This window comes from Granulicatella adiacens ATCC 49175 (assembly GCF_025150565.1).
GTDB lineage: Bacteria > Bacillota > Bacilli > Lactobacillales > Aerococcaceae > Granulicatella > Granulicatella adiacens.
In genome coordinates this window covers 1,931,966-1,945,147 of the sequence record NZ_CP102283.1, presented here as the reverse complement: position 1 = coordinate 1,945,147, position 13,182 = coordinate 1,931,966, and the positions used below count along the sequence as shown (strand labels likewise).

General features: G+C 39.6%; 11 protein-coding genes. 8 read left to right on the top strand and 3 right to left on the bottom strand.

Annotated elements, in window-relative coordinates; genetic code table 11:
- Nucleotides 1–18 precede the first annotated feature (18 nt).
- Entirely contained in the window at nucleotides 19–738 is a 720-nt protein-coding gene (locus NQ540_RS09605; protein ID WP_039849074.1) for a YebC/PmpR family DNA-binding transcriptional regulator, read from the bottom strand.
- Nucleotides 739–894: 156 nt separating this feature from the next.
- Between NQ540_RS09605 and NQ540_RS09600 the strand changes: the two genes are divergently transcribed.
- The 4 genes from NQ540_RS09600 (at nucleotide 895) to NQ540_RS09585 (ending at nucleotide 5,092) form a co-directional block, all read left to right on the top strand.
- On the top strand, nucleotides 895–1,173 hold the full coding sequence (locus NQ540_RS09600; protein WP_005606582.1) for a thioredoxin family protein: 279 nt from the start codon (nucleotides 895–897) through the stop codon (nucleotides 1,171–1,173).
- Nucleotides 1,174–1,310: 137 nt separating this feature from the next.
- On the top strand, nucleotides 1,311–2,891 hold the full coding sequence (locus tag NQ540_RS09595; RefSeq protein ID WP_005606581.1) for an ATP-binding cassette domain-containing protein: 1,581 nt from the start codon (nucleotides 1,311–1,313) through the stop codon (nucleotides 2,889–2,891).
- The gene (locus tag NQ540_RS09590; RefSeq protein WP_005606580.1) at nucleotides 2,888–4,453 is read left to right on the top strand and encodes an ATP-binding cassette domain-containing protein; all 1,566 of its coding nucleotides are present in this window, start codon (nucleotides 2,888–2,890) and stop codon (nucleotides 4,451–4,453) included. Before NQ540_RS09595 ends, NQ540_RS09590 begins: the two co-directional genes overlap by 4 nt.
- 18 nt (nucleotides 4,454–4,471) lie before the next feature.
- Nucleotides 4,472–5,092, top strand: a complete 621-nt coding sequence (locus tag NQ540_RS09585; RefSeq protein ID WP_005606578.1) for a sugar O-acetyltransferase — start codon at nucleotides 4,472–4,474, stop codon at nucleotides 5,090–5,092.
- A 206-nt stretch (nucleotides 5,093–5,298) separates the two neighbouring features.
- Here the strand turns inward: NQ540_RS09585 and NQ540_RS09580 are convergent, their stop codons facing one another.
- Nucleotides 5,299–6,492 (bottom strand): metallophosphoesterase, encoded by a 1,194-nt coding sequence (locus tag NQ540_RS09580; protein ID WP_169304267.1) that lies wholly within the window; start codon nucleotides 6,490–6,492, stop codon nucleotides 5,299–5,301.
- A gap of 62 nt (nucleotides 6,493–6,554) precedes the next feature.
- Entirely contained in the window at nucleotides 6,555–7,682 is a 1,128-nt protein-coding gene (locus tag NQ540_RS09575; protein WP_005606576.1) for a CobW family GTP-binding protein, read from the bottom strand.
- Nucleotides 7,683–7,848: 166 nt separating this feature from the next.
- Between NQ540_RS09575 and NQ540_RS09570 the strand changes: the two genes are divergently transcribed.
- The 4 genes from NQ540_RS09570 (at nucleotide 7,849) to NQ540_RS09555 (ending at nucleotide 13,084) form a co-directional block, all read left to right on the top strand.
- Nucleotides 7,849–8,730 carry a methyltransferase domain-containing protein gene (locus tag NQ540_RS09570; protein ID WP_005606575.1) on the top strand — a complete coding sequence of 294 codons (882 nt, stop codon included), beginning with the start codon at nucleotides 7,849–7,851 and terminating at the stop codon, nucleotides 8,728–8,730.
- Between the two features lie 53 nt (nucleotides 8,731–8,783).
- Nucleotides 8,784–10,277, top strand: coding sequence for an SseB family protein (locus tag NQ540_RS09565; protein WP_005606574.1), 1,494 nt, complete (start codon nucleotides 8,784–8,786; stop codon nucleotides 10,275–10,277).
- Between the two features lie 123 nt (nucleotides 10,278–10,400).
- Nucleotides 10,401–11,726 carry an SseB family protein gene (locus NQ540_RS09560; RefSeq protein ID WP_005606573.1) on the top strand — a complete coding sequence of 442 codons (1,326 nt, stop codon included), beginning with the start codon at nucleotides 10,401–10,403 and terminating at the stop codon, nucleotides 11,724–11,726.
- A 20-nt stretch (nucleotides 11,727–11,746) separates the two neighbouring features.
- The gene (locus NQ540_RS09555) at nucleotides 11,747–13,084 is read left to right on the top strand and encodes an SseB family protein (RefSeq protein ID WP_039849015.1); all 1,338 of its coding nucleotides are present in this window, start codon (nucleotides 11,747–11,749) and stop codon (nucleotides 13,082–13,084) included.
- Nucleotides 13,085–13,182: the final 98 nt, after the last annotated feature.

Here is a 13,182-nt window from a genome sequence, read left to right as displayed (position 1 = left end):
ATTTTGCTTTTTCTACTATTAGTCTTCTAAGTTTACGTTGTGGTACACTTTTTGAACGTCTTCGTTGTCTTCTAGAGCGTTAATCATGCGTTCGAATAAACGTAAGTCATCGCCTTCAAGTGTCACTTCTGATTGAGGAATCATTTCGATTTCGCTCACTGTGAATTCTGTAATTCCTAAATCTTCTAACGCTTTACGAACTGTATGGAAGTCGTTTGGTTCAGCGTAAACAATCGCTTGATCGTCTTCTTGAACAACGTCACGAACATCAACGTCTGCTTCCATTAATTGTTCTAATAATTCGTCAGCATCTTTATTGGCAACACCGAAGATAGCTGTGTGGTCAAATAAGTAAGTTACAGAACCTGGTGCACCCATGTTCCCGCCGTTTTTGCTGTAAGCGGCACGTACGTCAGCTGCTGTACGGTTTACGTTATTTGTTAGGGCATCTACGATAATCATAGAGCCGTTTGGTCCGAAACCTTCGTAACGGAGTTCTTGGTAGTCGCCATCGCCGCCACCTTTTGCTTTTTCAATCGCACGTTCGATGATATGACGTGGTACATTATAAGTTTTCGCACGGTCAATAACGAATTTTAATTTTTGGTTTGAATGAGGATCTGGTTCCCCTTGTTTTGCAGCTACATAGATTTCAATCCCGAATTTAGCGTAGATTTTACTGTTATTTGCATCTAATTTTGTTTTCTTTTCGACAATATTTGCCCATTTACGTCCCATTGTTTCACTCACTTTCTGATTTTCATCTGGACTTAACTCTTCCATTATACACAATCAAGACGCGGTTTGTTAAGTGTTTTCTACTAAAAATTGAACCGTGAGCAAAGTTTGCAAGAATTCATAGACTATCGGGTATGATAGAAGTGAGGTGAAAAAATGGACGAAGTAAAAATCATATATATATCCACGCCAACATGTGGGGTGTGTCATGCGATTAAACCACGAGTAAAGGAACTTGCCGAAGAGTATAAGATTCCGGTAGAAGAAATCGACGCCACTCTTCATCCAGAAGTGGCGAGTCTCTATGAAGTCTTAACAGTGCCAGCGGTCATTCTGACGCTTGGGGATAAAGAATTCGCCCGCCAAGCACGCTTTATCGACCTGTTAGAACTCGAGAAACGAATCGTTCAGGCAAAGGCGTTTGCGGAAAATTAAAAAATCAATTATTTTAATTGAAAAAACGTGGAGAATGTACGAAATCTCCACGTTTTTTGTATTGTTCCAGTTTTGTGACGGGAGTATAATGATGTTATCTTATATTTTTTAGACGTTGAAAATGGGAGAACGAATCAATGAAACGGTATCTGCTCAGGCATAAAGTAGCATCTTTTGTTGTAGTGTTATTATCTTTCTTGGAAAATGTATCCTCTATTATTAGTATTTCGTTGAATGCACCAGCATTTAATGCTTTAGTTAAGGGCGATTTTTCTACGTTTTTAATGTGGAAGTTAGTAGGGATAGCTTTCAGTGGAGTTTATTTGGCATCGTTATATGGATATAATGTGCAGCTGAATAAGCTCATCCAAAAAATTAGCATTGAAATCCGAGGAGAAATTGCCGACAAAATCGGTCGTGCGAATTATTCGACAGTGACAGAAAAAGATGTTTCTGCGTATGTTTCATGGTTTACAAGTGATTTAGAGCAATTAGAGGACAATGGATTTGCAGTATTATTCAACAGCATCGGAAGTGGAATGATGCTGATCTTTGCATTGACTTCTCTCTCACTATTCCATTGGGGATTAGCAGTGGTGACTGTCTTGGTAGCATTGATGCTTTTTTTCACGCCCAAGTGGTTTCAAAAACAAACCAAGGAAGCTACTTCAAATATATCGGCTGCCAATGAAGAATTTATTACAACCGTTCAAAACTTATTTAAAGGATTCGAAGTGTTTTATACCTCGAATGCAGTTGGGCAATTTGTGAAGCGAATTAAAGTCGCTTCAGATGCATTATCAGAAGTTAAAGTCAGTTATCGAAAGAAATTTTCTTTTGTACAATTGTGCATTTCGTTACTGAATTTTATTGGGAAAATTTCAGTGGATGTCGTAGCCGGATTCATGGTGTTTGCTGGGATGATTTCAGTGGGGGCATTTACTGCTGCAGGTTCTCTTACATTTAACTGCTTTGCATCGTTAGAACAAGTCGTTCAACAATTAGTTCAATTAAAATCGATTCATGTTTATTTTGATAAATTCAATAGTTTAGAAGAAGATTCGAATTTACAACCAGACAATAGTTCTCTGCAACAATCTTTATCATTACGAGATGTATCAGTTAGCGTAAATGGGCATGTCATTGTACAACCCGTGACGTTCACTATCGAAAAAGGGAAGAAATATGCGTTGTTAGGGGATAGCGGCACTGGAAAATCAACATTATTGAGTTTCTTAGCTGGTCGAAATCACGAATTTACAGGTGAAGTAATCCTCGATGGGAAGCCTCTTTCTAAGGAACAAATAGTACAGCTACGCAATATTACTGCATACAATCCTCAGAAGAACCATATTTTTAACGCCACAGTAAAAGACAATATTACGTTATGGGAAGATCGTCCATTTGAGGAAGAATCTAGTCAAATGGGATTGAATCAATTTACGAATGCTCAGGAAGTTGTGAGTGAACATGGGACTAAGTTATCCGGAGGGCAACGACAACGATTAGCGCTGGCTAGAACACTACTTGAATCAGATAAGGTGTTATTACTCGATGAAAGTACCGCGAATTTAGATTTGGAGAGTGCGCGAAGTATAGAGGCTCAACTCCTTCAAAATCCTAACCTAACCCTTGTGATTGTGACACATCATTTTTTTGAAGAACATCGTGATTTATTTGATGATGTGATTTACTTAGGGAAGGAGAAATCATTATGAAGCAGAAGTTACTACAACATCCATCCAAAGTAATGATTCTTCTCGTATTAGTAATCATCAAGAGCCTTTTAACCGTGGCGAACATTGCGATTATTGCATTTGCCATTGACGGGTTAGTTGCCTTGAATGCTTGGCAATTTGTAGGTGCGTTGGCAATCCGGTTTGCAATGCAAGGAATATTCTCGTATTCAGATTTCTTATTTTCCGTTCAACAAGAAAAATTCATTCAATTAGTCAATACGGAATTAAGGAAAGAAATTGCAGAAAAACTTCGTAAGGCGAATTATATGGAAATCACCAAACGTGAATTTCCAGAGTATGTATCTTGGATGACAAACGATATGGAGAGAATCTCGTCATTGGGAATTCCGATGTTTTTCACGATAACAGAAAGTATACTAACGGTGCTGTTATCAATAGGAGTTATCCTTACTTATCACTGGTCTATCCTATTATTCCTTGTGGTATTAATTAGCGGACTTCTTTTGATTCCAAAATTATTCGAACCACATACGAAGAAAGTACTGGAAAGTTATTCTGCAATACAAGAAAAATTTTCTTCGAATGTACAAAATTTACTAGAGGGATATTCCGTATTCTATGCATTAAATAAAATGGATACTTTTAAAAATCGCGTCCAATTTGAATCGGGCGCTGTTAAAGATTCTGTGGTTCGTTTGATTCGCGCATTCATGCTCTCTGGAATTGCTTCAGGAGCTGTGAATAGTTTAGGGCAATCATTGAGTGCTATTTTAGTCGGATATCTTATAGTTAATGGAATTGTATCGATTGGGGTTATGGGAAGTATCGGTTCATTTACAGGAGTCCTTTTCGGAAAAGTCAGCCTAATCGCGCAAAATCTAGTACAGTATAAGTCTGTTCAAGTGTATTTTGATAAATACGAATCCATTTTCCCTGATGAAATGCTACAAGAAGAACTGGAACTGAAGGACTCTCTAGAATTGAGTTCTGTAGAAGTAGCGGTCAACGGAAATAAAATTGTGAAACCAATTTCCTTTACGATTGAGAAAGGAAAGAAATATGCTTTAGTCGGGGATAGTGGAAGCGGAAAATCCACATTATTACATTTCCTTGCAGGAGAAAACAATGACTATTCTGGGGAAGTCTTATTAGATGGAAAAGAACTATCGAAGGAACAAGTAGTTCAATTGAGTAGTGCTATTCACTACAATCCGCAAAAGAATCATTTATTTAACGCAACCGTTAGAGAGAACATTACATTGTGGGATGACACCAAAGAGATTTCACTTCCTGAAGAACTCGGCATTCAGCAATTTTGCCAATTAGATGATACGGTTACCGAGCATGGTAGTCAATTATCTGGTGGCCAAAGACAGAGAATTTCTATAGCGCGAGCATTAACGCAACCGCATAAACTCCTTCTGTTTGATGAAAGCACAGCGAGCTTAGATATGGAGAGCGCTGCTCGTATTGAGAAGATGATTTTGTCAAATCCAGAATTAACCGTTATAATGGTGACACATCATTTTATCGAAGAGAATAGAAATCTTTTTGATCATGTGATTCAATTGGAGAACTAGCTGTAAAGGAGTATCTAAATGAAAACCATGAAAGAACGTATGCTCACAGGAGACTTGTATATTCCGTCTCTCACAGAAGGGCTAAGAGACTTATCGATTAAAGGGAAAAAACTAGCGCAACAATACAATCGTTTGGACTTTGATGATTTCGAAGGAAGACGTGCGTTGTTAAAACAGTTATTTGGAAAAACAGGCGAGAAGATTTACATGGAGCAACCTGTCTATGTGGACTACGGAGTTCATACAACGATTGGCGAAGGCTTCTATGCGAATTTTGACTGTACATTACTAGACGTAGCGCCGATTACGATTGGGGACAACTGCATGTTCGGTCCGCACGTATCGCTTGTGACGCCAGGACATCCGACTGATGCCGAAACGCGCAATGCGGGTCCAGAATTTGGCAAGCCGATTACGATTGGCAATAACGTATGGCTTGGGGCGAATGTGACGGTGAATCCAGGAGTGACGATTGGCAATAATACGGTCATCGGGTCTGGCTCTGTGGTGACAAAAGACATTCCAAGTAATGTGATTGCGGTCGGAAATCCATGCCGCGTCCTTCGTGAAATCACCGAAGAAGAGAAGGCAGATTGGCGCCAAAAACACCAAGAATTATTAGAGGAACTTGGGAAATAGAACAGTAAACGAAGAAGGTCGTCCGAGTAGGACGACCTTTTTTAGTACGGTATAGTGATTTCTTGATTGTTAGCATGCGTCGTTTCTTTGATAACCATATCGATGTAGTTCAATAAGAAGTTCGATGAGCTATTGGTTTGAAGCTGCTGATACGCTTTAGAGGTGAGAACGGTATCCGAAATATAGCTTTCGGGAATTTTATCTCCTCAGAAATAAGCTAGATTGAGTGGTGCCAGAACGGTACTGAGTTCGTCGCCCACTTCTTTGGTATACCACGATTCATCATATAAAGATTGATGCGTCATGATGCAAGTCGAGTCATCGAAGACCTGTTTCATATAGTTCTGATGATGCAACAAATCTGGATTCGTTTGTCCCGATTGAGCCGCCCATTCGTCTGCTTTTAACGCCGTTTGCTGGTAATGATAGTCGTTAGGGCTCATCGTTAATTTGCCGATGGTAGACGGATAAACGGAGAACGCCCCATTGACGATTTCCGTATACGAACGATCCGCGGACATCTTTTCTGTGGCAATCTGTTGCGTATGAATATGCCCCGAAAAACCAAGCGTCACATTGTCATATTGATTAAAAATCGCCTTCAAGTCCGAAGCGTTATCGACCACGAAGCCATCAGGATTAAATTCATGATGCGTTAGCAGATTGTGATGCATCACGGGAATGACTTGAACGCCAGCAGAATGTGCCGCTGCTAACTCCTTATCAATCCATTCCAGCGTTTCTTTTGGAATCACACCGCCCGTCTTTGGAGCGCCTTTTCCCTCACCGTTTTTCTCGTAAATATTACTATCAATCATTAAGAACCACAGTTTGGTAAAGAGCTTGGCCATATAGCTTAGCGAGTGCGTATCTCTCGAGGACGCTTCGGAGTAACCATATTCGGCAAAGACATTTGGAAAATCTGCCGCCGTCATTTGCTTGATTTTATAGTTCTCGTTGCCTTGAAACTTTCTAGCCCAGCCATCCGCAATATCGTGGTTCCCAGGTTCCACGAGGACGGTCGTTCCTAGCGCTTCGATGCGTTTGAAGAACTCGGCCAATTCGATGAAACTTTGATACTCACCATTAAACGTCATGTCTCCGCTCACGATAAGCACTTTTGGACGTTCGCTTTCGACTTGCGCCACTAAGGCTTCCATTCGTTCCTTGCTGTAAACGAGGTCTTTTCCGGCAGCAGTATTTTGTATTTTCTGGAAGGCCACATCTTGGTCATGCAGTTCTGGACTCAAATAGTGTGGGTCGGTGATGACCCAAATTTCATTGGTCGAAGAGAGCTCTTTTGGAGTCGCAGCGATATGTTTAGGAAAGAAAATCCACAGCAACACGAGCAACACTCCGATTCCTGCAAGTAGGGCAGAGAGTTTTAATGATTTTTTCAAGATTTCACCTCCATCCGTGTAAAAAGACAGCTGGGCGCAATGGTCCAGCTGCAATTTTATATTTATTTTTCAGTACAAGCAATAAAGCTTTCGCGTAATTGGTTTTCTGGAAGGTTCTTTCCGATGAAGACCAATGTTGAGCCGCGTTTTGTATCCTTCCAATCGCGACCTCTTGAGATATCAAAGCTCATTTGAACCCCTTGGAAGATGATTTGGTAATCTAATCCTTCCACGTTTAAGATTCCTTTGTAACGGTATAATTCTGGCCCGTAAATATAAACAAGCTCGTTCAACCATTCGTTAATGTTTGCGAGAACTAATGGTTTTTCAGTCTCGATAACGAATGAGTTAATACCGCTATGGTGGCTATGACTATGGTGATGATGATGTTCGTGATCGTGGTCATGGTGGTCATGTTCGTGTTCATGCTCATGATCGTGATCGTGGTGCTCATGGTCGTGGTCATGATGGTGATGGTCGTGATCGTGGTCACCGTGCGCATGTGTGTGGCCACATTCTTCGCAATATTCTTCTTCGGCGTGTTCTTGCATTTCTAAGATTTTCTTTTCAGATGCGTAGAACAATTCAAGTCCGAACATGTCGCTCATATGAACAGGACGTGCGTCAAGGTCTTGGATTTCCGCAAATGCATTGATGCTACGAACTTCGTTAATCACTTTAGAGTAAATCGTTTCGTCTACTAAGCTATGTTTTGACATGAAAATCTTGTCCGCGAACCCAACTTGTTTTGCTGGTTCAGGTTGATGCGCTGTTTGGTATAGGAAGTTTTTAGCATCCACAACGGTTAATACCGCATCTAAGATAAAGTGCTCGTTTAAGAATGGCACATTAATAAAGGTTTGTGCGATTGGAGCTGGATCAGCAAGACCTGTTGTTTCAAATAACACGCGGTCCACGCGAATGCCGTTTTGTTCTTTGACCATTAAGATGGATTTCAACATATCGGCAATGTCTGTACGAAGCGTGCAGCAGAGGCAACCGTTATCCATTTGATAGATTTCTTCTTCAACGTCAAGAACGAATTGATGGTCTACACCGATTTCGCCGAATTCGTTAATGACAACAGCGATATGTTCGCCATGTTTTTCTTTTAAAACTTTATTGATTAAAGTTGTTTTCCCAGCGCCAAGGAAGCCGCTGACGATAGTAACTGGAATTTTTTGGGTCATATAGTTTCTCCCTCTCCTCAGATTTTTTCGTTTTCTTCTCGTAAATTAATTGTAGCACTCTCCTGAAAAAACTCAAAACAGACTGATTTATCTTGTTTCACGATTCCAGCAGGGGATAACTGAATGTGCTATACTGAAATGGAGAACATTAGAAAGAGTGTGTCGAATGACAAAACAGGAAGCACCAACTGCGGCCGTTAAGAAAATCGATTGGGCCGAGCAATTTATCAACCAACATTTACAAGCATTTCGTTGCCCGTATTGCCATGAAGCCATGGTTTCTGCCGAGAATCATAGCGTGGTCTGTGAGAAGGGGCATCGGTTTAATATTTCGAAAAAAGGCACCTTGCATCTCATGAAGCAAAATGCGAATACAGATTATGATGCGAAGTTGTTCCAGCACCGCTATGAACTCGCGCAAAGTGGGTTCTTTGAGCCACTTTTAGAGGCACTTTTGCCGTATCTTTCAGGAAATGAAGAGAAGTTTATTGTCGATATCGGATGCGGGGAAGGCAGTCATTTATCTTGGTTATCGAAGTTTGTACAGGCACCTTTATGTGGAATGGATATCGCCAAAGAAGGCATCCATCAAGCGTCGGTTCATTTTGGAAACCAAGCGCTATTCTTCTTAGGAGACCTGGCGAACTTGCCATTTGCGGATGAATCCTGCGGGGCACTTCTAAATATTTTAACGCCGTCGAACTACCAAGAGTTTATGCGCGTGTTGGCTCCAGAAGGGACGCTTGTTAAAGTGATTCCTGGCAACGATTATTTGGCGGAGCTTCGCCAACAGCTCTACCGTTCCAATCCTGAAAAACAAACGTATTCGAATGCGGATATTCTAGAGCGAGTGCAGTCCGAATGTCCTCAAGTCACGTTTGAAGAGGTACGCTACACGGTGAATTTAACAGATGCGACCTATCGCCATTTACTCGAAATGACGCCTTTATACTGGGGTGCCACTCCAGAAGACAAAGCCTATAGTAATGAACATCCACTTGCTACAGTAACCGTCCATTACATCATCGCCGTCGTGAAAAAGCCGTAAAGAATGAATGAAATGTGCTATAATGAAACTATTAACCATTAGGAGGTTTTACAATGGGATTAAAAGATTTTTTCTCTCGTAAAAAAGAAGAACCAAAGAAAGACGAAGTGGTTCAAGAAGAAGTAAAACATGAAGAGCTTAAAAAGGAAGAAACAGCAGAAGTGAAAGAGGAAGCGGTAAAAGCAGAAGAAACTGCCACACCAGCTGAAGGGAGCAAAACTTCTGAGGACGCTAAGAAAGGTTTTGTACTTGGGGTAGAAAATGTATTTAGCGCAGGGAAGGACTCTCCAGACTTAGTTGTTACAGGGTATGTCACAGGAACGATTAAAGTTGGGGATGAAGTCATTATTACAAAATTGGGAAGTGATACTGACAAACCTGTGAAGTCAGCTGTATATGCTTTAGAAGATGGCAATAACGGACGCGTGATGGAAGCTTCTAACAAAAAAATTGCAGCATGGATTGAAAATGGTGCTCAATATGGTCTGTACAAAGGTTCAGTCGTTCATTCAGAAGGCACTAGTGAAAATGATCTGTACGGAACCTATATTAACGCTATCGGGGAATCTTTTGTAGGTGTTCAAAATGGCGAGATTTCAGATATTGACCGTGTGTACTTATCCGTAACGGATGTAGCTGAAATTTGGCGTCTTTTCTTATGGTATTGCAATATTAATGCTGCAGAAGATACGGAAGAAAGACGTTCTGAAAACATGGAGAAAATCCGCAATTTAGTAACGATTACCCGTGATAAATTATTCTTAGTGGATGAAATTTATGCAGTTTATTCGGTCACAACCGGAGAGCCTTATCTATTCACAAAGACGATGAAAAAAGAAGATGGCAGCTACTATACAACTGCGCCATTAGTACGTTTAATTCCAGCGGCTTATAAAGAAAATCTCAAAGAAAAATTTGAAGATAATGACGAGTTTGAATTACGTCGCATTAAAAATGGGCCGAATAAAGACGGTATCCGTAATTTCTTAAGTGAAGTTATTTTATTAGATGGAGCTCGAGGAATCCAATTTGTGGCAGAAGAAACGTCAATTGCAGCAGAAGGATTAATCGAGTTTCCGAACTACGAAGGGATGAGAGAAATCGATATTCCCGTAACGAATCCAGACGTGGTCCGCTGGTTACATCTCCTTGGACAATTAGGTAAACCAGATACGCCAGACCGCGAAATTCTATTCAATATGTATTTCCACCATTTAGCCGAAGCCTTGAAAACAGCGCGCTTTATTGTTCCGATGAGAGGACATGGAGAATTGCCAAAGGTGGATGAAAATGGCAATACCACCTTTAAAGAAGGATTCACATTTGACTTAGCCATGCAAGATGGAAAAGAAAAAGAGAAGGCACTTTTATTCTTTACAGATTGGAAGAGACTGCGTAAAGAATTTGGAGAAGAATGGCAAGGACTGATCCAACAATTGGACGGCAACTTGAGTCTTCATGATGTTATTATCAATGGAACAGGCAAAGAAGAAGCAGGAGCCTATATTACGGAAAGTATCTTTAATAAAATTAAGAATGCCGAATAAAAAGAATCAAAAAGCATAAGGACTCACAGGGTGGGTCCTTATTTTTTGTCTCTATATTCGCGAAATGAGCTATGATATAATTTAAGTATCAAGTATCAGCTATTGGAAAGCGGAGGAAAATGAATGGGATTATTCGATTTTTTATTTGGAAAGAAGAAAGAAAATAGAACTGTTGTTTTTGGGGTAGAAGAGATACTCCCTAATCCAAACGACTCAGAAGACTTAGTCGTTATAGGACTCGTAAGAGGAACGATTCACGTTGGAGATGAAGTCATTATTACAAATTTAGGAAGTGATAATGATAAACCTGCAAAAGCTGTCATATCCGCACTTGAAGACGCGAATAAAGGTCAAGTGAAGAAGGCGTCCGGCGACAATGTTGTGGTAACGATTAAAGATGGTAAAAAACACAACGTGTATAAAGGTACAGTCTTGCATTTCGAAGGGGTAAGCGAAGATGATTTAAGAGCTTCTTATCTTTACGCTATTATTAATGCATTTTTCTTCTGGCAAAATGGGAAATTAATGGATGAGGATCGTAGACGCTTTTCGATTGCGGACTTAATAGAAATATGGAGACAATCTATCCGTTTTTGTGATGATAGTGCTGCACAGCATTCACATGGAACACATGCATTCTATCTTGAAAAAATCCTTCTTTTAATGGAACAGGTTCGCGCTACATTATTAACACTCGATGAAATATATGCAGTTTATTCTGTAAAGACTGGAGAACCAGCTTTGTTCATAAGTTCAACAAGAAATAAAGATGGTAGCCTTGAGCCAGCTGAAACAATGGTACGTTTAATTCCTGCGGCATATAAAGAGAAAATTACATATCCTGATGAGTTTGTGCTCCGTCGTATTGAAAACGGACCTGATAAAGATGGAATCCAGAATTTCTTAAACGAAGTTATTTTCTTAAATGGAGCTGAAGGAATTGAGTTTATTTCAGAGGAAACGTCAATTAGTGCAAAAGCGCTAATGAAAGCCCCGGATTTAGAAGGAATAAGAGAGGTTGATAAACCTGTAATGAATCCGGATGTGGTTCGTTGCTTGCTAATGATAGGCCAAATAGGAGATACTACTACATTAGGGAAGAGAGACCGAGATTTCTTATCCAATTTGTATTTAAACCGTTTGACGGAAGCTCTGAAAACAGCACGTTTTATTGTACCTATCAAAGTAGAAGGAGAATTACCAAAACCCAACGAAAAAGGGGAGACTTCTTTTGCAGAAGATGTGAAGTATGAAGTAGCAATGAAAGAGCTAAAAGACAATAAGAAGGCTGTTCCAATTTTTACAGATTGGAAGAGATTCAATGAAGAGTACGGGGAAGAGTGGAGAGGCCTCCTCCAACCGTTGGGAGGTCCATTAATTCCACATCCTGTCCTGATTAACGGAACGCTATATTTCGAAACGGGTAATGAAACAGAAGATAGTAAATGATTAGGAATAGGAGAAGCGAAATGGGATTATTCGATTTTTTATTTGGAAAGAAGGAAAAAGCAGAATTAAGCTGTATTCTTGGAGTAGGTGATGTAATCGGTGTTGATGACAATGCTACAGACTTAATCATTGAGGGCTTTGTTGAAGGAACCCTCAAAGTAGGGGATGAAATGATTGTTACAAAGATGAGTTGTTTGTCCGAAACGCCTGTAAAAACCGTTATTACATCCATTTATGTTAATGAAGAGGAGGTTCAAGAAGCCTCAGAAAAAGTGGTGAAGGTAAAAGTTAAAGATGGGAATAAACTTGGGATTTATAAGGGTACCGTGTTGCATTCGGAAAACGTGACAGATATTCAAGTTCATCGTTCTTATCTTTTTGCACTGGAGGTCGCTTTTGTAAGGAAACAAGATGGAAAACTCACTGAGGAGGATCGTGAAAAATTAGCCGCTTCAGATATTTCGGAGATTTGGAGTTTATATTGGAAGGCTCATTTTGATGAATTTGAAAAGGTAAAAGAAATAGAACTGAAGGTGGATCAGAGAAGACGAGATTTCTTTAAACTGATTCGAGAAAAACTATTTTTATTAGATGACATTTATGTAATATACTCAGTAAAAACGAACGAACCTTATTTGTTTGCAAATGCATCATTAGATGGAAATAAGGGGATGACTGTTTCAAAATCATGGGTTTATCTGATTCCAAGCTCATACATGCATTACCGTAAAGATTTTTATAAGAAAAATGAGAGAGTTGATTTTAAACGGATTGAAAATGGACCTGAAAAAGAGGGGATTCGTAATTTTCTAAGAGATTTATTTATATATGATGGAGTAGAAAAGATTCAATATTTCACAGAAGACACGTTCATTTTTGCAAATGAGTTAATGGACCTTCCAAGTTATGAAGGGGTAGATGAAGCAGAAATCCCTGTAACGAATCCGGATTTAGTTAGATGGTTACATCTAACACGTCAATCGAGCGGAATAGACGATAAAGAACAAAAGCATATTGGTAAAGCATATTTTTGTATTTTTGCAAAATCTACAAAGACCGCAAAATTTATTGCGCCAATGCGACTTCATGGGTATGACCAACTTCTTGAAGATAACCCGCAAACTGAAATAGAACCTAATATTCCTTTTAATTTAGCGATACAACAAGGGAAAACAAAAGAGAAGGCAGTTCAAGTGTATACTGATTGGAAGAGACTCCGTAAACACTTTGGTGAAGAGTATAAAGGATTAGTTATAACGCTTGATGAATTGGTAAAGGCTTATGATGTTGTTATTAATCCTGGCGAATATCCGATGGCTGAACTGATGACAGAAGAATTCTTTAATGCAGTAGATTAAATAGTTATAAGAAAAGCAACTCCTTGAGATGCTTTTCTCTGGTTTAGTGGTTTATATATTCTCGAAATAAGCTATGATATAATTTAAGTATCAAGTAT

Bases quoted from the DNA above. Each gene is read 5' to 3' on its own strand.
- NQ540_RS09565 (WP_005606574.1), top strand. From the start codon at position 8,784: ATGGGATTAAAAGATTTTTTCTCTCGTAAAAAAGAAGAACCAAAGAAA.
- NQ540_RS09590 (WP_005606580.1), top strand. From the start codon at position 2,888: ATGAAGCAGAAGTTACTACAACATCCATCCAAAGTAATGATTCTTCTC.
- NQ540_RS09575 (WP_005606576.1), bottom strand. From the start codon at position 7,682: ATGACCCAAAAAATTCCAGTTACTATCGTCAGCGGCTTCCTTGGCGCT.
- NQ540_RS09585 (WP_005606578.1), top strand. From the start codon at position 4,472: ATGAAAACCATGAAAGAACGTATGCTCACAGGAGACTTGTATATTCCG.
- NQ540_RS09560 (WP_005606573.1), top strand. From the start codon at position 10,401: ATGGGATTATTCGATTTTTTATTTGGAAAGAAGAAAGAAAATAGAACT.
- NQ540_RS09595 (WP_005606581.1), top strand. From the start codon at position 1,311: ATGAAACGGTATCTGCTCAGGCATAAAGTAGCATCTTTTGTTGTAGTG.
- NQ540_RS09605 (WP_039849074.1), bottom strand. From the start codon at position 738: ATGGGACGTAAATGGGCAAATATTGTCGAAAAGAAAACAAAATTAGAT.
- NQ540_RS09555 (WP_039849015.1), top strand. From the start codon at position 11,747: ATGGGATTATTCGATTTTTTATTTGGAAAGAAGGAAAAAGCAGAATTA.
- NQ540_RS09570 (WP_005606575.1), top strand. From the start codon at position 7,849: ATGACAAAACAGGAAGCACCAACTGCGGCCGTTAAGAAAATCGATTGG.
- NQ540_RS09600 (WP_005606582.1), top strand. From the start codon at position 895: ATGGACGAAGTAAAAATCATATATATATCCACGCCAACATGTGGGGTG.